We start from the raw sequence: 23,092 nt of genomic DNA, 5'->3' as shown, positions 1-23,092 counted from the left end.
CTTAACCCATGTATGTGTATGGGATGGAAAAGCTGGATATCGTCGTGTATCAATAGAAGAAGCTTGCTCCATGTACCCGTATACAGTCGCAGCTAATAGAGGGATTTTTGTTTGCTCTTTGTGTGCACAAAATGTTGGACTGACAGCTCCTGGCGCCAATGTACGACATTTTCGTCATACATCTGCTGCACAGAAAAAAGTGTGTGAAGATCGTGCGCAAGCGTATGCACGGGCCAGCACGGGATATAACTGTCATCCGATGCCACTTCGCATTAAGGTGGCTCACGGAAGCTACTTGTTGGAATTAGGCTTTTTTCATGCACCATCTTCTGCTACAAGCGGTCCCAGATGCCAAAAAATCATAATTACAGATGATAACAAGCAGCAGCATATTTACTCATTTGAGAGACTTTCTTTAGAAGGTGTTACCTATCTAAACGTAGGGAATATTCCCAGCACAGAGTACTATCTTTCTTATGATCATCCATCATCAAATTTGGATAGATATTGGCCGTCTAAAACAGCAGGCGTCAATATCAGAGGTTCATTTTTTGATTGTTCTACCGGGAAAATATTGTATTCTGGCAGTAAAGCATATCCTTATCGAGATTACTATCTCCTTCAGTGCGGATCCATTGGATGTGTACCTCATGGAATCTCCTATGAAAGCATTGCTGAAACCAGAACGGGCTCCTTTACCTGGTATTTATATAAAATCCATGTGCAGGATTTCTCTGCCTTAGTTGCTCAATTTTTCTTGAAGAGGTCGATTTTCTTAACGGAAAAACCAGTAGTTTTTTATCCGATTTGGCCACCGTATGTTGAAGATCCTTATTTCTTGTATCACCACGATCCAAGAATTTATTTTTATATGCAGGGTGGAGATGCTGAACTTAATATTTACCCAGCTACCATATATGCTCAGCACCAAAATCTTGGTGATAGGAAACTCTATAGGATTTATGCAGCATCAAAAGAACAGTTATTATCTCTGGGGCAGTCGGGCGCAATTGGTTTTTCTTACCTCATGACAAAACCCCTGGATATGGTTGCAGCATTTCCGGAGGTACAGATCAAAAGTATCGATGGAAATTTGATTGCAGAAGATACCTGCAATCGACTTCCTAAAGGAAAACAACTAACCATTCAAACACCTTTTGACGGAAAGGTTATCCTCCTAAAAAATAATAAGATCTTAGAAATACGACATATTGTTGCTGAGGAAATACTCACCGTAGATGATCTTTCGTTTGGGTGTGAGGTTCGGATTTTCCAGAGCTGCGACATGGTTCGAAGTATAAGATTCGAAAAGTCAAAGGAAAACAAAAACTACGCTGATTTTGATCAAGAAATGATTCAAAAATTAAACAATTGCAATGGACCTGCGATGGCTGTTCCCCATAGTGTAGGGGGAATAGCAAAGAGCCTTTCGAATTTCCCACAGTCAAAAAAATGGTTATATCGAATGATTCGGAAAGGGAATATTCCTGTAGATGCTTTTAAGCTCATGGTATCTTATCAAAACAGAAAGAAGGGGGCTGTGAAACATGACTAATGATATGGTGGAGTTTGTTTCAGTATGCCGTATTTCGGAAGATTCTAATGGACGTATTTGGCTAACTCGAATTGCTGACATCAACGATCAGCAACTATCGGTTCCTTACAAATCCAATCGAAGCACAACCTATTTTGAAAACCGTGATAGATTATATCGTAATGACGGCCCTTCTCAGGTGGACACGATAGGCGTATGGCGCTGGACAGCAACTCCTAATCTTAACGATTCGGAAACCGACTACGTGCAATCTTTTTTTGTGTCGGATATTTTGCCGATACGTGTAGTGGTTAGTCAAGACGTAAAATCCACGCAAAAACTAATTGAATCTTTAAAAGACGGTTCAGTTTGGACAAAGCCGTATATTTGTGACACGTTATTTTGCTACGAAAGAACAAAGGGTAATTTCACAGGAGTTCTGTGTCGTCCTGAAGAGTTTGTTGTCTGCAACAAATATGCAAAGCTTAAGGATACTACCTATTCACTCCCTTGTTTTTCCTTCCAGAGCAGCGACATTTACAATTGGAATGATAAGAACCTACGCTTTATGAGGCGTATAAGATTAGGAGAACCTGAAAAGTATATCCCTGTTGGTAATGTCGATGAATTGATTCGGACTACAATTTCAGATCGCATGTCATGGAAGCTTTATAAAGATTGTATCGGGAAAACTAAAGCTGAATGGAGGGATTGTAAAGAACTTTTTGACCGAGCGTGTATGGAGTCTCTGTATGAAGAAGTTTCAGAAAAACTTGGTTGTCCCTTGGAAATTGCCAGTGAAAACGTTGAACAATTCGTAAAGAGAGCCGGTAGCCTTATTCAGGAGGGAGACATTGATTCTGATGTTTTAGCACAAATTGCATTGAATCACGATGCATTGCGTGCTCAATGTGAAGCCGCTGTTAAAAGTCAATGGCTGGCTACTCATGCTGAAGAAATTGCTACAGCTCAGTCTGAAATTGATCAAAAACATAAGGATGCGGCTGATGCTGAAGCTGCCTATAAAAAATTACTTGCGGATACATCAAAAGCACAATCAAAACTTGATAGCATTTTGAAGAAGATTGAAGAGTATGAGGCATTAGGCACTAAAACCGTTCAGGCCATCCAGGATAAAATTGGCTTGGCACAGCAGGATATGGCTGGCTTTATTGCAGAATTGTCGGCCTTTATGCCCCAGCAATCCGTGCAGAGTGGTTCGACAAACCGTTGGACATTTACCCTCGGCGAGGTGTGCCATAGTATGGACAACCTGGAAGGATGCAGCAGCTGGAGGGATACTTTCGAACTGCTATGTGACAACCTTCAGCTTGCGGGTATCGGATCGCAATGGACAACTATGCTGTCCTCCTTCCTATACTCTTCATATCTGAATCGTATGCCGCTGTTACTGGCCGGCCCCAACGCAAACGCCATTGCAGATGCCTTGTCTATGACGATCTGCGGTCAAAAAATCGATCTACTTAAATGCTGCGGTGAACAGGATGCCGAAGCATTTTCCGGGTTTGTGGAATCAGACATGGCTGCGGTGCAAAATCCGTTCCACCCAGACTGGGTTTCCTGTATCTCTCATTCCAACAACGGTTTTGCCTTGTGGCTTCATCCGTTCACCGAAGACCTTCAGATCGAGCCTCGCAGTTTGTACCATTATGCTTATCCCGTTTTTACGGAATGCTTTGTTGATCAGCTTCCCTCTGTAGAAAATATGGACGCTGGTCAGGAAACGGTTGAATACGATGAATTCAAGCCAGATCCAAAGTATCGGGCTAAGATGGGCCCGGTCAAAAAGCTGGGCTTGAGTCGGCTGATGCTGAGCCGTCTGGAAAAGGTTTTGGCAGACGCCAAGTGTATAGGCTCCATTTCTGATACCAGCATGGAATGCCTGTTTGGAATGTTGCCCATGTGCGTTTTAAGCGGTAAACAGGAAGCACTGACTGAGTTGCTGGATAGTGAGAAAAACATAAAATCAGAAGTCCGGGCGGAGCTTCAGCGTTACGTAGAAGAGTGATATTATGAAAGATCAACTGATTTCTGAAATATCAAAACAGCTAAATATTGCAGAAACTGCTGGTACAGAAAGCCTCTGTAAAGCAATTTATAGTGCAACGGGTAAGATGGCTCTTGCATCAATTTGGGACCATCCCGAAGATGAAAAGTTCGTCTCTATTCAGCACTTTAAGAAGAGAGCGGCCCAGGTTTTGGACGCATATCTTTCCATTTACCCAGAGGCTGCACATCGCTTCCCATCGGATCGGAGCGGTATCATTGAGGATATATACGAAACCTACAGAAGGAACGGATTCTTTTACCATTCTTCTCATCGGTTGTATCCTGCGACACCAAGTACCGGAGGGATGGGACAATGCTCCTTGTACCGGGGCGTTCCGCCGGAGAAGCCGTGTTACATGAGCGGATTGGGGCTGTATGGTGTTACAAAAGCTGCAGAGCATGGTCAATCTGCGGCAGAGATGTTTGAGCTACAGAAGCAGCCCCTTTCCGACTATTTACAGGAAGTTTTGGCGAGCAATGACTGGAACGAAGTGGAGTGGCCCGAAGATGCGGAATTTTTGCGCTTGAAGCCACCATTTTCCAGAGGATATTGGCAGGAAAAACCGGACAAGATTGAAATACCCTCAATGGCCCGTTACGGAGCTCCCAATAGGCTGTACGTCTTTTATCGCTGGCTTAACGGCCATTTTGAGCAAAAGTCAATTCCCTCCTGGAGGGTAGATGATTTCAGAACCATTGGTCAGCCTGGCTATGGAGAGTATCGGCGCATCGCCTGTGGACTTTTAGAGGCTGCGCAGAAGCTCCCGCCAGTGGTCGTTAAATCTGCCTCAAATCATACGGTGTCGATTAAATTGGGATATCGTCTGCCCCCTGCAGAAGAGGACTTCTTCAAGCTATACAGCTGGCCGATCAACTTTGATATTACGCAGAAAACACCACAAGTGTTTCAGCGTGAAATGTCCGGAATTGTGTATCCGGTGTTCAAGCAGCATCTGGAATCCATTGGATACCGCTTTGTGGAGGAATAAAACATGGCAAATGGAGCAAATGCCGTACATATGCAGCTGCGGCAAGCTTTGGAAAACTATATAAAATCCCAGTATTTCGGGAAGTCCCCCATTCTGCTTTCTGCGCTGCAGGGAAAGCTGGACCAAGAAGGAGTTTTATATCAGAAACCTTATATTGAATCCTCGCCTGCCTATAAGAGTAAAGAAAATGGAATACAAGATTCCGAAGTATTGCCTGACTGGCTGAAAAACTATTTTACCCAGCTGTCCATCGCAGACCTGGGTGTCTATCCTGCACCCTTCTGCCATCAGATTTCTGCTCTGGAGGCAGCCTTCAGTGGGGAAGATTTGTTTGTGTCCACTGGTACAGGCTCCGGTAAAACTGAGTGTTTTATGTGGCCCTTGATGGCAAAGCTTGCTAATGAGGCCAGAAATCGAACAGACAGTTGGGAGCTTCGTGGTGTACGCACGGTTATCATGTATCCCATGAACGCACTGGTCTCTGACCAGGTGAGTCGTCTTCGCAGACTGATCGGCGACCCGGATCATCGCTTTGTGAAAATTTTCCGTGAGATTTGCGGAAATGGTGTCCGGCGTCCACAGTTCGGTATGTATACAGGCCGTACCCCTTATGCAGGATCGGAACCCAGAAAGGACGCCGATCATAGGCTGGAAAATACCTATTCTAAAATGGTCCACCCGGAAACGGATGAAGGTGAAGATTTTCTGCGTCAATTGACGAAGGAAGGTAAACTTCCATCCAAGGAAAATTTTGATGCTTTCCTGGAGAAATTACACAACAGCAAACATATCCCCGATGCAGAAGATGCGGAATTAGTCACTCGTTTTGAGATGCAGCAGTTCTGCCCCGATATTCTGATCACCAACTATTCTATGCTGGAGTATATGCTTCTTCGCCCCAGAGAGAAAAAAATCTGGGATGATACCAAAAGATGGTTAGAAAGTGATCCCAAAAACAAGCTTCTGTTTGTTATTGATGAAGCACATATGTATCGTGGTTCTGCCGGTGGAGAAGTTTCTCTGTTGATCCGAAGATTGTTTCACCGTTTAGGAATCGATCGGAGCCGAGTCCAATTTATTCTGACCACTGCCAGTATGCCAAACAATGACGAAGAAGACCGCAAGGCGGTGCGGGACTTCGCCAATGCGTTGACTGTCTCGGATGATAATCATTCGTTCTGCTATCTGACCGGTGAAAAAGAAAAGCTTGATGCAGAGCGCTGCAATGATCTTCCACTATCTCATTTTGTTGGGATGGAAGCCGAACCTTTCGAGGGCGATGACACCCAACGATTGGATGCACTGAATCATTTCTGGTCCGGTATTCCGGGGGCACCAGCTCCCTTTATGGATGTGGATTGCGCATGTCATTGGCTATATGATCATCTCGTTGCGTATAAACCGTTCTGTGAGATGTTTCAGCTTTGCCGAGGGACTGCCGTTTCCTTGCAGGAACTGGCAGACTCCATTTTTCCGGAAGGTGAAACAGAGGATGCCATTCATGCTGTGAGTGTTATGTTGGCGATTGCTCCCCTGGCTCGCAGCGAAGAAGGCAGCGTCCTGTTTCCTGCCCGAATGCACATGCTATTTCGTGGAATCAAAGGCGTTTACGCCTGCACAAATCCGAATTGTCCCCATTGTCACTCTGAAAATGGGCTGACCTTGGGAGAAATTTATTTTTCTGATGGCAGAATGACCTGCAAGGAATGCGGTAGTGCAGTTTACGAGCTTTATAACGACCGTCGCTGCGGCAGTATTTTCATCAAAGGGTATGTTCTAACTGCTGATTTTGAAAATCGCAAAGAAACTTATTTGTGGCACCAACCTGGAATTGTTAATGAGGATGAGGTAAAAGAAATCCACCTGTTCTTGCCAGATACAGATTATCAGTTACCCCAAAAGCAAGGTAAGAATAAAATATTCCCCTGTTATCTGGACATTGAAAGCGGATTTATTAATTTCGCAGATGATTCTTTGGATGGCAAACCCGGAATTAGAAAACTCTATTACAGCGATTTTACTGCGAAGGGACGTCCTAATATTCTGACATTTTCCACATGCCCCCATTGTCGGCATGAGCTTTCCAAAATGCAGCTGACTTCTTTCAGCACCAGAGGCAACCTTTCGTTTTTCAATCTAATCAAAGCACAGTTCCAAGCGCAGCCTCCGGTTCCGAAGAAAATGGGATGCCCGGATCAGCTGCCGAATGAAGGAAGAAAGGTTCTTCTCTTTTCTGATAGCCGTCAAAGAGCCGCAAAACTGGCTCGGGATATGTCAGATGCTTCGGATATGACCGCAGCAAGACAGCTAACTGCTCTGGCAATCCACCGAATGGAGCAGGGAACGAAAGAATATTCGTTAAATTCTTTGTATGACTTCTTTGCCATGGCTGCTGCCGAAAATCATGTGCATTTGTTCCAGGAACAGCAGCAAGAAGTTCTTCTGGAGCATGGGCAGCAGGCGATCAGAAGCTATGAGAAGAGCCAACGACGGCACAGGGATTATGAACCACGGTTTTCGATAGCAGAACATGCTCCCAGTCAGATGAAAGAGCAACTCCTGCGCTTGTATTGCGGAGGATATAATACGTTGGTGGATTCTGCCATCAGTTGGATTGAGCCGACCGATTCCGCAAAATGGGATGCAATCGACGCACTGGAGGAAGCCGGGGTTGATATTGAGGAAGATGCTTTTCTGGAGTTTTTTAACGCCTGGATTTTATGGGCCTGCGATTCCTTTGTCGTGCTTGGACAAACAATTTCCGACGATGTACGACTTAAGGTCCGTCCCAACTACGCAGGCTATGGCATGGATAAGGATTGGCATTTTTCCAACACGCTCAAAGAGTTGATGGGATGGAAGGACAATGATCCAGAAGAAGCAATTTGGGCACGGGTCCTTCGTGAAACCTTTATGGCAGAAGGACAGCACGATGAAGGAAAGTACTATGTTGATCTTTCTCGTGTAAAGCCTCGGTTCGACTTAAATCATTCGTGGTACCGTTGTGAACGCTGCTCTGAATTAACAGCATATCCTATGCATGGAAAATGCCCCAGCTGTCAATGTGAGCAGATCCATCCTATGACACAAGAAGAAATTGCTGCACTGGATTTCTGGAGATCTCCGATTACTGACGCAATGAACGGAGAAACGATTCGTGTCATTGACACAGAAGAGCATACTGCTCAGCTGTCTCATAAGGATCAGCGAGATGAATTGTGGTCAAAAACGGAGCAGTATGAACTGCGCTTTCAGGACTTTTTGCAAGCTGGTCAGGCACCGGTGGATATCCTCAGCAGTACGACCACCATGGAAGTCGGTATCGATATTGGCTCTCTGGTGGCCGTCGGATTGCGAAATATTCCCCCTATGAGAGAGAACTACCAACAGCGTGCCGGCCGTGCTGGTCGGCGTGGTTCCAGTCTGTCCACCATTGTGACGTTCTGTGAAGATGGACCCCATGATGCTCTGTACTTTGCTAATCCTGTTCCCATGTTCAGGGGAGACCCTCGCAGACCGTGGGTGGATACCAGCAGTGAAAAAATTGTGCAGCGTCACTTAGGAATGGTTGCACTGCAAAGCTACTTAAAATTAAAATCCGAGAGCCTTGATGCGATTCCGGCGATTACTTTTTTAGATGAGCATTTGGAAGCGTTTGGCGTTTATCTGAAAACCCACCAGATTTCCGACAATGATATTCTGATTCCTGCCCAGGCCAAACAGGCGCTGGATAGCTACAAGGATGCACTTTCAAGGGCTTTGGCGCAGCTAAAGACGAAGCGTGACAAACACCCCGAGCTCTTTGAAACAGATGACGGAAGTGAATCCGGCAGAAAGTCTTTGCTGGATGCGCTTTATGAAGAAGGCATCATCCCTACATATTCCTTTCCTAAGAATGTGGTCAGCACCTATATTTCCAAACCAAACGGGCAACTGAAATATCAGGTTGAACGGGGACTTGATATGGCCATTGGAGAATACGCTCCCGGCAGAGCCATTGTTGTAGACAAAACGACCTATCAGATCGGTGGTTTCTATTATCCCGGCGGAGACCGAACTGAAGCAACTGCAGCCTCTCCTGCACGGCCTTTTATTCAGGATGCCAACTATCGCAAGGGCGTTATGACTTGCGAGAAGTGTGGATGGTTTGGTTTACGGGAAGACCATATGGAGCATTGTCCCTTCTGCGGCAATCCAACACTGACCCCTATGCGTGAAATGCTGCGGCCTTGGGGTTTTGCACCCAAGGATGCCCGATCCATTGAAACAGCTCAGTTGAATGAAGAATACTCTGCTACCCAGCAGCCGCTATACTCCACATTGCCGGAGGCAGATGATGTGTCCGAGATCAATGGATGTGCCAATATTCGAATGGCAGTTCGACCGAACCAGAGAATTATTATGCTGAATAAAGGTGTAGGTAATAAGGGATTCACGGTCTGTTGTGACTGCGGTGCTGCCATGCCTGGTGATGATGAAAGCGTTCTGAAAAATGTTAAGCGGCCCTATAGCTCAAAATTTAATCGGACTCCATGCAAGCATACGGATACCATCAATGTGAATTTAGGGTACGATTTTATCACCGATATGCTGGTTCTGGAATTCGAACTGGATAGGATGAAGGTAGATGTCAATGCAGAGAAGAGCTCCTGGTTGAATCGAGCTGGTCAATCTTTGGCAGAAGCCTTGCGACTTGCCGCTTGCCAGGAATTGGATATAGAATTTACGGAGCTGGTAACAGGGTATCGTATCCGTCAAAATTCCAGCGGTGATTACGTGGACATCTATCTGTACGACAGTCTTTCCAGCGGCGCCGGTTATGCAGTCAGTATGGAATCTCAGATCCATACACTGCTCTCAAAGACCAGAGAGCTGTTGGAGGGATGCACCTGTGAAAGTGCCTGCCATAAGTGCCTGAAGCACTATCGAAATCAATTTGTTCATGGAATGTTGGATCGAAAGGCAGCGCTGAATTTGCTGGACTGGGGTGAACAAACAAAATTACCGGCAGAACTGAGTCCCGTCCAACAGAAAGAAATTCTGGCTCCGATGACACGAATTCTCCAGCGTTATGGTTTTTCTGTCGATTTTGATGGACATCGCATAACTGTTCGGGGAAAATGGGCCAGCAAGAAACTGGTCATCTATCCGGCGATGTGGGCTAAGCCAAGAGGGTCTGATACAATTTTCATTAGTGATGCCCTAATCAAATATGCAAAGCCGATTGCACTAAAAGAAATTACAGGAGATATTAAAAAGATCAAGAAATGAGTTGATACCCGAATCGTATAGATCTTTTGCAGCCACCATCGCAGATGGTTTCAAAGGGGACTGGGGATGCTTCCCCCAGCAAGCAATTTTTGCGGATACGGCCAGTGGGCGGATCTGCGAAAATGAGGAAACCTGGACAGGTTTCCTCTGTACAGGAGCTGTTCCAGGAACTGAGCATCGCCCATGTGGTCCGGCAGTACCCTTCGGTCCTCTCCGGCGGCGAGCGGCAGAGAGTGGCCATCGCCCGGGCTTTTGCATCCGATGCGGCGCTGATTCTGGCGGATGAGCCGACGGCTTCCCTGGACTCTGAGCGGGGACACCATGTTGTGGAGATGATCCGAATGGAAGCCCACAGCAGGAACCGGGCAGCCGTCATGGTCACCCACGATGAGCGGGTTCTGGACCTGGCGGACTGTATCTACCGGATGGAAGACGGAAAACTGACGAAGATCTGAGGGCGGACTGTGCTTGGCCCTGCGTTATCCCGAAGGCATGCTGCTTTACTTTCGCAGCATTGCCTTCGGTGTTTTTCGTTGGGACAAGAAAATCCCGGGATTCGTTCGTGGAACGGCAGCTTGTTTTCCTTTTGTCCAATATGGATGGTATTTCAGAAGAGATGGATAGTATTTCGGCATGGACCGTTGTAAAATAACAGGTAAATGAAGAGAAATGAGGTGCAGGGATGTTAGGACAGCTGTCCGAGGCTGAGCTCCGTCGGAAATTGCAGGATGCGATTGAAAGGACTGTGATCTGCTGTACCTGGAGTTTTTATGAAGCGACGCAGATGCCGGATCTGCTGCCGGGAAGTGACGAAGAAGGTGCTTCACAGTCCGGCTTTTTCCGTTGTATTGCATGGAGGAGGAAAGAAGATGCTGAATACATTCTGCAGGAAGCCCCATTATGCCGTGACCCGGCAGCTGGCGATGACTGCCATGGGGACGAGAAAGGCTGATCTGGTGATTCGAAACGCCAGACTGGTCAATGTGTGCACGGCGGAGATTCAGGAAGGAATCGACGTGGCGATTGCAGAAGGCAGGATTGCACTGGTAGGGGACGGGGCGCACTGCATCGGACCGGATACGAAGGTGATCGATGCCGCCGGACAGTATATTGCGCCGGGATTCATGGATGCGCATATTCATGTGGAGTCTTCTATGATGAGTGTGGGTGAATATGCCCGGGTTGTGGTGCCCCGGGGCACCACCGGGATTTTCATGGATCCTCATGAAATCTGCAATGTATGCGGGCCGGCCGGTGTGAAAGCGATGATCGACGATGCCCGCCGGGCACCGCTGAAGGCCATGTCCAATGTGCCGTCCTGTGTGCCGGCGGTGGCGGGGTTCGAGGACACCGGGTCCCACATCGGGCCGGAGGAGGTCCGGGAGATGATGACCTGGGACGGCGTGATGGGACTGGGAGAGATGATGAGCTTCCCGAACGTTCTCAACGGCGATCCGGCGATTCACGGGGAACTGGAGGAAACGCTGAAGGCGGATCAGGTGATCACAGGTCATTACTCTGTGCCGGATACCGGGGCAGGGCTGAATGCGTACATCGCTTCCGGCGTGCGCTGCTGCCATGAGTCCACCCGCCCGGAGGATGTGCTGGAGAAGATGCGCCGGGGCATGTATGCGCTGATCCGGTACGGCAGTGCCTGGCACGATATGCCGGTGATCATCAAGGCCATCACAGAAAATCATATTGATGACCGGTTCGCATGCCTGATCTCCGACGACACCCACCCGGATACGCTGGTGGACAAAGGGCACCTGGACCACATCGTTCGGTGTGCGGTGCGGGAAGGACTGGATCCGGTGAAGGCCATTCAGTTCGTGACGATCAATCCGGCCACCTGCTTCCGCATGGATCATGAAATGGGCAGCATCACGCCGGGGAAGTGTGCCGACATTGTTTTCTTCGACGATCTGAATGACATCCGCATCACGAGAACCATCATCGACGGAGAAGTGGTGGCGGAGAACGGCAGAATGACGGTGAAGATCGGAGCACCGAATTTCCCGGACTGTGTGCGGAACACCATGCATGTGGGACATCCGGTGACGCCGGACAGCTTCCGGATTCAGGCGCCTTCCGGAGCGGATACGGTGAAGACCCGGGTCATCGAGATCATTCCGGAACGGGTGGGAAATTACGAGCGGATTCTGGACCTGCCGGTCCGGGACGGATATGTGGAGCCGGATGCCGGCCGGGACGTGATGAAAATGGCAGTGATCGAACGGCATCATGAGACCGGGACGAAGGGGATGGGCTTCGTGAAGGGATTCGGATTCCGGAAGGGAGCCATGGCCCAGACGGTGGCCCACGATGCTCATAATCTTCTGGTGGCAGGGACCAACGACGAGGATATGGCGCTGGCGGCGAATACGCTGATTCAGTGCGGCGGCGGCATGTGCGCCGCAGCGGACGGTCAGGTGCTGGCGGTGGTTCCGCTGCCGATCGCCGGTCTGATGAATGATCTGCCGGCGGAGGAGATGGCGGATCAGGTGGCGAAGCTGGACCGGGCCTGGAAGGAGATGGGATGCTCCATTGCTTCTCCGTACATGACCATGGCGCTGATTCCGCTGGCGTGTCTTCCGGAGCTTCGGCTCACCAACCGGGGCCTGGTGGACTGCCGGACCTTCCGCTTCGTGGATCTGTTCCTGCAGTAGAATACAGCCCTCCGTGCATGTTACCCCCCGGGTACTATACACGGAGGGTTTTCTGCACTATAATTGCAGAAAGACAGAAAAGTCAGATTGAAAGTACGTAATTACAGAATATTACTGTGAAAGGGGGCCTCATGTACAGCAGAAAGAAACGGGTCCGGCCGGTACTTCTGTTGATCCTGGCAGTTGTCTTCCTGCTTTCGGCGGGGGCGGCGGCAACCCGGACGGCGGAGGCGGCTTCATCCCAGGGATACACGACAGACTGGTATCGTGTTCATGTTCAGGTGATGAAGAATTATGAATTCCGGTTCACCGAGAAGATCCGGGTGAATTTCAGTGAACGCCGCCACGGCATCTACCGGGATATTCCCACCGGTGCGAATTACCGGATCCGGGATATCCGGGTGGACGGGGATGCTTACTCGGCGAAGAGGCAGGACGGGAGCATGGTCGTCCGGATCGGGTCGGCAGACCGGTATGTCACCGGGAAGAAGACCTATACGATTCATTACACCCTGGCTCACATTACCAGAAAAGGCGCGGCGAATGACATCTACACAGATCTGCTTCCTACAGGATGGTCCTCCGATATCAGCAGCGCCGGCATCACCATGGATCTCCCGGCGGATCTGACGCTGAAGAAGGTCCGGGTCTATACCGGCAGCTACGGCAGCGGGGACAGCCTCACTGGGGGCTGGAAATACGAGAAGAACCGGCACCGGGTATCGGTGCATCTGGAAAATGTTCCGGCGAAGTGCGGTGTGACGATCCGGGCGGGGGTGCCGGAGGGGTACTGGAAAGGGGCTCCCAGCATCGACTGGACGAACTATCTTTCCACCGCCATTCTGGCCGGTGCCGTGTTTCTTCTGCTGCTGCTCAGACTCCGGCTGGGACGCCGGCCGCAGTATGCCGAGACGGTGGAATTCTATGCGCCGGAGGACATGAATCCCCTGGAAGTCGGTTATCTGGTGGACGGAAATGTGGACCGAAAGGATATCACTTCCATGTTTTTTTATCTGGCCTCCAAGGGATATATCCGGATCCGGGAAACCGGAGAGAAAAACTTCGAGTTCGAGAAGACAGCGGATATTTCGGAAGAGGAAAGCGGGGCGGCGAAGCGGTTCTACCGCGGAATTTTCGGCACGAAGGGTCAGAAGAAGGAGAACGGATTCACGGTCAGCATGAAGGCTGCCGGGGATCGGCTGGGGAAAGCCTATGAGGCGGTGAAAGATATGACAGAGGATTCCTTCACGGGAGAACGCAGCGTCTATTCGAAACAGTCGAAAACCGCCGGGATGATCGGAACAATTCTGTGTGTTGCCGCTGTGTTCCTGCTCATCCTTCTGGCGCTGCTTCGGGACGGGGCATTCCAGGCCGGGCTCATGCAGGGGCTGGGTATCTGTGTGCTCGGCACCGTCCTGCTGACGGCGCTGATGCTCGGGTTCCGGAAGGTGAGCGAATATCGGTACAGCCGGAAGCGTTCTTCCACCGCGATCCGGTATGCCCTGTGGAGCGCCTGCTATGTTGCCCTTGGTGCGATATACATATACCTGATCGGCGGGATTCGTACGGGACAGCCGGACCTTGCCGTGGTCGCCGGCCTGTGTATCTTTCTGATCCTCTCACCGCTGCTGCTCTTCAGCATGCAGATCCGGAGCGACTGGAGTGCCCGGACCCAGGCGAAACTGAAGGGGTTCCGGAATTTCATCCGGGATGCGGAGCTGGCGAAACTGAATGAGCTGGTGGAAGAGGATCCGGACTATTTCTATAACATTCTGCCGTACGCTTATGTACTGGGACTCACGGAGCGCTGGGCGAAGCAGTTCGAGCAGATCCCGCTGGAGAAGCCGGACTGGTACATTCCGTATGGTACTGAGGCTTACGGGAATGTTTTTTATGCCAGTATGTTCAGTTCCCGGATACGGAACTTCTCGGCCGCAGCGGTGCACGACGTTCAGTTGTCTTCGGACAGCGGAGGCTGGAGCAGCCTGGGCGGCGGTTTCTCCGGAGGCGGCGGATTTTCCGGAGGGGGTTCCGGCGGCGGAGGCGGCGGAGCCTGGTAGGGCCCTCCGGAAATCAATACAGAACAATGCAATCAGAAAGGTAGGGGAAATATGGTTGTTATTATTGTCATTGCGGTGATCGCGCTGCTTCTGATTCTTTTCGTTGTGATGTATAATGGATTCGTCAAAAGCAGCAACGACTGTGAAGAGGCGTTCGCCACCATGGACGTCTATCTGAAGAAGCGGTTCGATCTGATTCCGAATCTGGTGGAAACCGTGAAGGGCTACGCTGCCCACGAGAAGGAAACCCTCAGCGCAGTGACCGAAGCCCGTGCCGCCATCGCCCATTCTTCCACGACGGCGGAAAAACTGCAGAACGAGAATGTGCTGTCCGGCACACTGCGTTCTCTGTTCGCTGTTTCGGAAGCCTACCCGGATCTGAAGGCGAACAGTAACTTCCAGGAGCTGATGGGCCAGTTGAAGAAGGTGGAGGAGGATATCGCCAACGCCAGAAAGTACTATAATGCGGTGGTGAAGAAGTTCAACATCAAGGTACAGGCTTTCCCGACCAGCATCGTCGCCTCTGTTTTTCACTATGAAAAGAAGCCGATGTTCGAGACGGACGAGGCTTCCCGGGAGAATGTCCGGGTCAGCTTCCAGTAGACGCCGCTCCCGCCGGAACCGATCTGGAGCGGATGGGTGTATCAATAGAATCGTTATTTTTCGCGCGGGGAACAGATCGTTCCCCGCTTATTCCGTGTGGCATCCTGCAGGAATAGACAAAAAGAAAGTCCGATGCCGGGCGAAGAAACAGCAGAGACAGAAAAGAGGTAAGTTATTCATGGAGAATCGGAATTATGGAAACAGAGGAAGACGGGAGGAGACCAGTGAGGATCTCCGGCGGAAGCTGCGCCGGATCGATCACCGGGGGTATCCGGCATACAAGGATCTCCGGGGACAGTATGATTTCGGCGGTTACCGGCTGTTCATCGATCATGTGCAGGGAGACCCCTTCGCAGCGCCTTCCCATGTGAGTGTTCATCTGTCCGGGAGAGAGGCGGGATTCCCGGGAGAATGGCTGGAACGGGACTGCAGAAGAATCGCTCTGCAGGATGAGCTGCTCCGTCGTTTCGGCCGGGCCATCGGGAAGTACTCCCGGCAGGCAGGGGGGTCCGGAAAGAGCGGTGTTCTCTCCTGCTCCCGGCCGGGACAGGAAATTCTGGAGCGAAGCGCATGCCAGTTCGATCCAAAGAGCGGCGCCCTGACGGTTCGTTTCCTGGTAGGCTTCCCGGCGGCGGGCCGTACCGTGCTGGCCGGGGAACTGGAAAAAATCCTCTTCAACTGGCTCCCTGCCTGTGTGGAGGAGTCACTCCTGTTCTCCCGTCTCCCGGCGGAGAAGCTGAAGGCCGTCTGCGATCTGGCGGACGACCAGGAAGCGCTCCGGAATGAGGTGCGGCGCACGGGACTGGTGGCCTTCGTCGCCGACGGTTCTGTGCTGCCCCGGGAGAGCGGCATTTCCCAGAGACCGATGAAGAATGCGGTGCCGTTTCGCTCCCCGGAGGAGGACCGGGTCACTTTCAAACTGCCCCACCGGGGCACCGTCACAGGCATGGGCATTCCGGCGGGCATCACGCTGATCATCGGCGGCGGCTACCACGGCAAGTCCACCCTGCTGAACGCACTGGAACGGGGCATCTACAATCATATCGCCGGAGACGGACGGGAGTTCATCGTCACCGACCGGACTGCCGTAAAAATCCGGGCCGAGGACGGCCGGTGTGTGAACCGGGATGACATCAGTCTCTTCATCCGCAGTCTGCCGAATGGGAAATCCACGGCGGACTTTTCCACCGAGGATGCCAGCGGCAGCACCTCCCAGGCGGCGTCCTGTGTGGAAGCCATCGCAGCCGGAGCCGGGTGCCTGCTCATGGACGAAGACACCTGTGCCACCAATTTCATGGTGCGGGACAGCCTGATGCAGCGGATCGTGTCCCCGGAGGAGGAGCCGATCATCCCGTATCTGAGCCGGATGCGTGCTCTGGGTGCGGAGGGGGTCTCCACGGTGCTGGTTGCCGGCAGTTCCGGTGATTTCTTCCGGGTGGCGGACCGGGTCATCCAGATGAACCAGTATGTTCCCCGGGATGTGACAAAAAAAGTCCGGGAAATCCTCTCGGAAAACGGCGTAGAAGCAGAAACGGGAGAGCCGGAATGCGGAAAAGACCGGAGCGTCCGGGAATCCGGAACCCGCCGCTGCCCGCAGGCTGGTCCGGAATTCCGCGGCAGAAACGGCCGGGGACCGAAGTCCAAGGTTCTGGGGCCGGACGGATTCATGATCGGCCGCGGCACGGTGGATCTCAGAGGAGTGGAACAGATCGCCGATTCGGAGCAGCTGGAGTCTCTGTGCCGGGAACTGATCCGGGCGGCGGAGCACGGAATGGACGGCCGCACGCCGGTGAAGCGGCTTGCCGAAGAAATGGAATCGGAAATCCGGAAGACCCTTCGCTCTGCTGCCGGAGACCGGCCGGTGCCGGGAAATCTGGCGGAGATCCGGAGCCTGGAAATAGCGGCGGCGGTGGACCGCTGCCGGATGCTGCGCTGGAAGTAGCGGGCGCAGCCGGACCGCTGCGGGTGCTGTGCTGAAATAGCGGGCGCCGCCGAATCCTGCCTGTTAATTGTTTCTTCTTGACAAAATATATTGCGATATGTTAGTATTCATAACAATTTGTTGCTGCTTTGGACGAATTGTTGGTGAGAGTGAAGACTGCCTCGGGAACCGTTCAGTGCGTGTCCCGGGGCGATTTTTTTTGTAATACGAGGGAGCGCGGGGGCGCATGGGAGAACGGGAAGCCGGTTGCTTTTTGTCCTCTCCTCCCCCTCGGTCAAAGAAACGGAAGGAGAAGAGTTATGGAAATGACAGGAGCGAGAGTCGTTGTGGAGTGTCTCCTGGAACAGGGCGTGGACACGGTGTTCGGGTATCCGGGCGGTACGATTCTGAATATCTACGACGAATTATATAAATATCAGGACAGGATTACGCACTATCTTACATCTCACGAGCAGGGGGCGGCCCATGCGGCGGACGGTTATGCCCGGTCCACCGGAAAGGTCGGTGTCTGTCTGGCCACTTCCGGGCCGGGGGCGACGAACCTGACCACGGGTATTGCCACTGCTTACATGGATTCTTCCCCGGTGGTGTTCATCTGCTGTAATGTGGGTCAGAAACTTCTGGGGAAGGATACGTTCCAGGAAGTGGATATCACCGGCGTCGCCATGCCGATTACGAAATCCACCTATCTGGTGCGGGATGTAAATAAGCTGGCGGACACGATCCGCACGGCTTTCGGTCTGGCCAGAAGCGGCCGGCCGGGACCGGTGCTCATCGATATTACCAAGGATGTGACGGCGGCTCTGGTGGATTATGTGCCGCTGCCCCGGGAAGAGCACCGGAAGAACGGCATGCTGGGGAAACTGATCAGCAGGGCCAGAACCAGTTCTTTGCTGATGCCGGAGCCGGATCAGCAGGACATTGACATTCTGGCGGAGATGATCCGGGATTCGGAGAAACCGATGCTGATCTGCGGCGGCGGCGTCACCCGGAGCCGGGCCCATATGGAATTCCGAGAGTTCGCCCGGAAGATCGATGCACCGGTGGCCATCACGCTGATGGGCGGAGGCGCCATGGACGGTGCAGATCCGCTGGCCACCGGCATGATCGGTATGCACGGCTCCCAGGCATCCAACCGGGGTGTGGCCGGATGCGACCTGCTGATCGCCGTGGGATGCCGGTTTTCGGACCGGGTGGCATTGAAGCCGGATACTTTCGCTCCGCAGGCGAAGATCGTGCACATCGACATTGACCGGGCGGAAATCAACAAGAATGTGCAGACCGACCACCACATCATCGGCAATGCGAAGGATGTGCTGAGAAAGCTGAATGAGCAGATTCCCCAGTACAATCACACCGAATGGAAGCAGTATGTATTTTCTTTCCCGACGGAGACGAAATACGACGATGATGTGAATGGCGCCATGACCCCGAAGCAGATTCTCTCCACTATTGCGGAGATGCTGCCGAAGGACACGACGGTGGCGACGGATGTGGGGGAGCACCAGATGTGGGCGATCCAGCATTTCCACTTCAGCTATCCGGGGCAGCTGCTGACTTCCGGGGGATACGGCACCATGGGATTCGGTTTGGGAGCCGCCATCGGCGCCCAGGCGGGGAATCCGGAAAAAACAGTGATTCACATCACCGGAGACGGGTCTTTCCGGATGAATTGCAACGAGCTGGCTACGGAAGAACACTATAAGCTGCCGATTATTACATTTATCTTCAACAACGGCGTGCTGGGCATGGTGCACCAGTGGCAGAAGCTGATGTACGGACAACGCTACAGCCAGACAATTCTGGACCGGGGGCCGGACTTCGTCAAACTGGCGGAGGCTTATGGTCTGAAGGGTGCCCGGGTGACCTGTGTGGAGGAACTGCGGTCCGCCATTGAAGATGCGAAGCAGGAGCGGAAAGCCGGCCGGGGCTATGTGATTGACTGCGCTGTGGCCACGGAAGAGATGGTCCGGCCGATGGTGAACGGCGGAACGAACATCACAGAATTCCTGCTGAATTAGCGGCGTCTGGGGGATGAATACAGAGGGAAACGGGCCCGGGGATGGAAGGCCTGAAGCCGGGCCCGGAACCATGTGCCTGTAAACTGGAGAGGAGAATACAGAATGTCAACGAATCATACATCCGATAACGAGGCCAGACGGCGCACGCTGTCCGTTCTGGTAGAAAACCGGCCGGGCGTGCTGTCCATAGTGGCGAGGCTGTTCTCCCGGAGCGGCTACAATATTGAGTCCTTCACGGCCGGCGCAACACTGGACGAAGGACTGACCCGGCTGACCATCGAGGTGGTGGCGGATGCGAACAGCACCCGGCTGCTGCTGGCCCAGCTGAACAAGATGGTGCCGGTCTACTATGCAAAACTGCTGAAGGAAGAGGAGACGATCCGCCGGGAATTCGTTCTGTTCAAATGCAGTGCGCCGACGTTTGAAACCAGGAATGAGATCATACAGATCGGCAATATTTTCCGCGCCTCCGTTATCGACGTGTCCCGGGAAACCCTGACTCTGGCCCTCATCGGGGACGAGTCGAAGATCAGTGCGATCCGGGATCTTCTGGCGCCGTTCGGTATCCTGGAGCTGGCGCGGACCGGCATCCTGGGTATGGAGCGGGGGAAATATACCATTGACGAGAAAACGAAGGAGAGCAGCGAATTTAATTACGGGAAGAGCGTGAAGTGATGCGGCGTCGCATAACGTCGAGTGATACAGGACGCAGAGCCGGCGCTGGCTGGTGGCAAGGTGCGATATTTGGAAAAATCTGGATTTCGCATCCTCTTTTTGATGGTGCGACCGGAAAACGGAGGCGACACGATTCAGGCGGGTGCGGAAATCGAAAAAACCTGATTATCGCACCACGCTGAAGCCAGGCAGGTGGAGAATGGCATTTCGTAATTATTATTAATTTACTCAAGCATACCAGATTCGCATCGTTTGCAGTTTATTGATCCGATTTACCCGATGAAGAAGGTTGCGTGCAATGCGATTGAACGGGAACTGGTTTGTTTTTTGTCCAACTGTCCGGATTCAACGGCAATGATCGAGTGCGGAAAATCTAATTTTCGTCAAAACGCACCCACAGGGGCATCAGGAATAAATTAATCAAGTTTTTCTACTGTTTTCGCACCCCTGCAACCTGTGTTTTTGGTGCGGATTTGGCCTGAATGAGCGATTCCGCACATTTTCCATACAGTATACAGCCACAGCGATGACAGGATGGGATCTCCGCATTTCGTCTTCATTGTGTCGAATCCCGCTGCACCCTGTTTGGGCGGCGCCGCTCCCGGCGGAAAGGGAAAAGTACCCGTGGGGTACTATGGAGAACGCCCGGTTGTTCCTATAATGCAATTAGACAGAGTAGTCATTATTGTCCGACTTAGACGAAAAGATTTGTGTTGTGTTTACAGGAACAGGAGGGAAGGATATGAAGATCAGAATGAAGAAGGTGCTGTGTGTATTGGCAGCGCTGGTGCTGGTCTCCGGGTTGGTTCTGCTGTCCGGCTGCGGGGAGAAGGATGATCCGCAGGCGAAGTATTACGGGAAGTGGAAGATTAAGTCGGCGGAGATGTCCGGGATCAAGCTGGATGCCAAGCAGCTGAAGAAGTACAACGGCGGGAAGGATGCCGGATACATTGAATTCAAGTCCGGAGATAAGTGTCAGATCGAGGTGTTCGGAGAAAGCGGGTCGGCGACGTGGAGCCTGAAGGACGAAACAATCACAGTGGATGACGGAAAGTCCAAGATGGAAGGCAAGGTAAATGACGATAATGTCATGAAACTGACTGCGAAGAAACAGGGGCTGACGCTGGAACTGGAGAAGTAGGCGCAGACTGACTTAGAGGCGCAGGCTGACTTAGAGACGTAAGCCGGCGGGAAGGCGCAGGCTGGTATAGAGGCGTAAGTTGATGCAGCGGTTGCGGGCCGGGCGGGTTTCGATCGTTCGGCCCGCAGCTCTTTTTTTTGTGCCGGTCCGAATCCTGGGCGCAGGGTTGTCAGTATCTTTGCGACGTGGTATATTCTTCGGAAAGCGGCGGCGCCGGGAACGGGCCGCCGGAGCGAGGAAAAGAAAGGCAGAAATAGTTATGATAAGTATTGATCAGAAACGGTGTATCGGCTGTGGACAGTGTGTCCGAGACTGTTTCCCGGAGGATATTCTTCTGCGGGACGGAAAGGCTGTTCCGAAGAATGAGAAGTGTTTCGAGTGCGGACACTGCGTAGCGGTTTGTCCTGTGAATGCGGTCTCCTTGAACGGGTATGATATGAGTGAAGTGCAGGAACTGGAGGAGACGGGGGCGAAGGTGGATCCGCAGGCATTTCTGGATCTGATGAAGTCCCGCCGCAGCATCCGTCAGTTCCGGGACACCCCGGTGACCGATTCCCAGCTGGAGATGATTCTGGAAGCCGGCCGGTATGCGCCTACAGGCGGAAACCGCCAGAACGTGGCCTATACGGTGATCCGGCAGGATCTTCCGCGGGTCCGGGAACAGCTGATCCGTCAGCTGGGGGCTGCTGGCAGGAAGATGCTGGAGGAGGGACGGCGGGCGTCCTTCTATACGGACATGTGGCTGGACATGGAGCGGGATTACCGGGAAAACGGAAAGGACCGGTTGTTTTTCAATGCCGGAACGGTTATTCTGGTGTCCTCCGATGATCCGATTTCTGCCGGTGTTGCTTCCGCCCACATGGAGACGATGGTCTATTCTCTGGGGCTGGGGATGCTGTACAGCGGTTTTTCCCGGTTTGCGGTCGAGGGTTCCGGGGAGATCCGGAAGGAACTGGGGATCCGGGATGACTATCACGTGCACACGGTGCTGGTGATCGGAACGCCGGCGGTGAAATTCCGGAGAACCGTACCCCGGAAGAAGGCAGAAGTGACGTACCGCTGATCCGCACGGAGCGGTCCGGGAAATAACATGCTGTTTTATCGGATTATTATCTGATTATGATGTACAGAAAGGAAAGGAAATGCCCACAATTATTCAGGGATTGCTGATCCCTTTCATCGGCACCACCGCCGGTGCCGCTATGGTGTTCCTGTTGAAGAATGAAATCCGTCCGGGAATTCAGAAAATCCTCACGGGGTTCGCCGCCGGTGTCATGGTGGCGGCCAGTTTCTGGAGTCTGCTGGCCCCGGCACTGGAGGAAGCTGCGAAGATGGGCCGGTTTTCGTTCCTGCCGGCGGCCATCGGGTTCCTGGCAGGCATTCTGCTGCTGCTGCTTTTCGACGAGGTCACGCCGCATATGCATATGGACCGGGTGGAGGAAGGACCGAGATCCGGCATGAAGCGGACGACGAAACTGATTCTGGCAGTGACGATCCACAATGTTCCGGAGGGAATGGCCGTGGGGGTGGTGCTGGCAGGCTGGCTCTACGGCACCAGTGATATCACGGCAGCCGCTGCGCTGGCACTGTCCATCGGCATTGCCATTCAGAATTTCCCGGAGGGTGCCATCGTGTCCATGCCGCTGCTTGCGGAGGGGATGCCGAAGCGCCGCACTTTCCTGGCGGGGATGATGTCCGGTGCGGTGGAGCCCCTGGCCGGTGCACTGACGGTGGCGGCGGCGGGACTGGTGGTCCCGGTGATGCCTTACCTTCTGAGTTTTGCGGCCGGAGCGATGTTCTATGTGGTAGTGGAGGAATTGATCCCGGAAATGTCCGAGGGAAGTCATTCCAATGTCGGAACGATCGCCTTTGCGGTGGGATTCGTTCTGATGATGGTGCTGGATGTGGCGCTGGGCTGATGGGAGGAATCACCCCGCAGATTATCCGTGCATCCGGGTAGAAATGCACAGAAGATGATGGTAAAATGCCCCTATAGAGTATCATCTCTATGGGAAATGTCAGGACGACGGGCATGAGGGGATGAACCTTGTGCCTGTTTTTTTCGCACAGGGAATTTATTGCACTAAAGCGGATCAGCAGACCTGCCGGGAGCGGAG

The 23,092-nt window shown here is 52.3% G+C and carries 14 protein-coding genes; all 14 read left to right on the top strand.

Annotated elements, in window-relative coordinates; translation table 11 throughout:
• Positions 1–70: 70 nt before the first annotated feature.
• The 14 genes from BLQ24_RS09975 to BLQ24_RS06055 all read left to right on the top strand — a co-directional run bounded on the left by BLQ24_RS09975 (position 71) and on the right by BLQ24_RS06055 (position 22,894).
• Positions 71–1,555 (top strand): hypothetical protein, encoded by a 1,485-nt coding sequence (locus BLQ24_RS09975; RefSeq protein ID WP_143004265.1) that lies wholly within the window; start codon positions 71–73, stop codon positions 1,553–1,555.
• Entirely contained in the window at positions 1,548–3,563 is a 2,016-nt protein-coding gene (locus BLQ24_RS06115; protein ID WP_090163733.1) for a coiled-coil domain-containing protein, read from the top strand. Before BLQ24_RS09975 ends, BLQ24_RS06115 begins: the two co-directional genes overlap by 8 nt.
• 4 nt (positions 3,564–3,567) lie before the next feature.
• Positions 3,568–4,593 carry a hypothetical protein gene (locus BLQ24_RS06110; protein WP_090163731.1) on the top strand — a complete coding sequence of 342 codons (1,026 nt, stop codon included), beginning with the start codon at positions 3,568–3,570 and terminating at the stop codon, positions 4,591–4,593.
• A 3-nt stretch (positions 4,594–4,596) separates the two neighbouring features.
• Positions 4,597–9,864 (top strand): DEAD/DEAH box helicase, encoded by a 5,268-nt coding sequence (locus BLQ24_RS06105; protein WP_090163729.1) that lies wholly within the window; start codon positions 4,597–4,599, stop codon positions 9,862–9,864.
• Between the two features lie 122 nt (positions 9,865–9,986).
• Positions 9,987–10,319 (top strand): ATP-binding cassette domain-containing protein, encoded by a 333-nt coding sequence (locus BLQ24_RS10445; protein ID WP_272867339.1) that lies wholly within the window; start codon positions 9,987–9,989, stop codon positions 10,317–10,319.
• Between the two features lie 414 nt (positions 10,320–10,733).
• Entirely contained in the window at positions 10,734–12,533 is a 1,800-nt protein-coding gene (gene ade / locus BLQ24_RS06095; protein ID WP_090163749.1) for an adenine deaminase, read from the top strand.
• Between the two features lie 131 nt (positions 12,534–12,664).
• A complete protein-coding gene (locus tag BLQ24_RS06090; protein WP_090163726.1) occupies positions 12,665–14,593 on the top strand; it encodes a DUF2207 domain-containing protein in 1,929 nt (642 codons plus the stop codon).
• Positions 14,594–14,644: 51 nt separating this feature from the next.
• The gene (locus tag BLQ24_RS06085; RefSeq protein WP_090163724.1) at positions 14,645–15,196 is read left to right on the top strand and encodes a LemA family protein; all 552 of its coding nucleotides are present in this window, start codon (positions 14,645–14,647) and stop codon (positions 15,194–15,196) included.
• 178 nt (positions 15,197–15,374) lie between these two features.
• A complete protein-coding gene (locus BLQ24_RS06080) occupies positions 15,375–17,138 on the top strand; it encodes an ABC-ATPase domain-containing protein (protein WP_090163723.1) in 1,764 nt (587 codons plus the stop codon).
• A 299-nt stretch (positions 17,139–17,437) separates the two neighbouring features.
• Positions 17,438–19,159, top strand: a complete 1,722-nt coding sequence (ilvB, locus tag BLQ24_RS06075) for a biosynthetic-type acetolactate synthase large subunit (protein WP_090163720.1) — start codon at positions 17,438–17,440, stop codon at positions 19,157–19,159.
• Positions 19,160–19,261: 102 nt separating this feature from the next.
• A complete protein-coding gene (gene ilvN / locus BLQ24_RS06070) occupies positions 19,262–19,834 on the top strand; it encodes an acetolactate synthase small subunit (protein ID WP_090163718.1) in 573 nt (190 codons plus the stop codon).
• Positions 19,835–20,576: 742 nt separating this feature from the next.
• Positions 20,577–20,975, top strand: coding sequence for a hypothetical protein (locus tag BLQ24_RS06065; protein WP_090163715.1), 399 nt, complete (start codon positions 20,577–20,579; stop codon positions 20,973–20,975).
• Positions 20,976–21,234: 259 nt separating this feature from the next.
• Entirely contained in the window at positions 21,235–22,038 is an 804-nt protein-coding gene (locus tag BLQ24_RS06060) for a nitroreductase family protein (RefSeq protein ID WP_176755874.1), read from the top strand.
• Positions 22,039–22,117: 79 nt separating this feature from the next.
• The gene (locus BLQ24_RS06055; protein ID WP_090163711.1) at positions 22,118–22,894 is read left to right on the top strand and encodes a ZIP family metal transporter; all 777 of its coding nucleotides are present in this window, start codon (positions 22,118–22,120) and stop codon (positions 22,892–22,894) included.
• The last annotated feature ends 198 nt before the right edge of the window (positions 22,895–23,092 follow it).

Source organism: Eubacterium pyruvativorans (assembly GCF_900102225.1).
GTDB classification, from domain to species: domain Bacteria; phylum Bacillota; class Clostridia; order Peptostreptococcales; family Anaerovoracaceae; genus Aminicella; species Aminicella pyruvativorans.
Note: the sequence above shows the minus strand (reverse complement) of the source record. Positions and strands in the feature narration are given on the sequence as shown.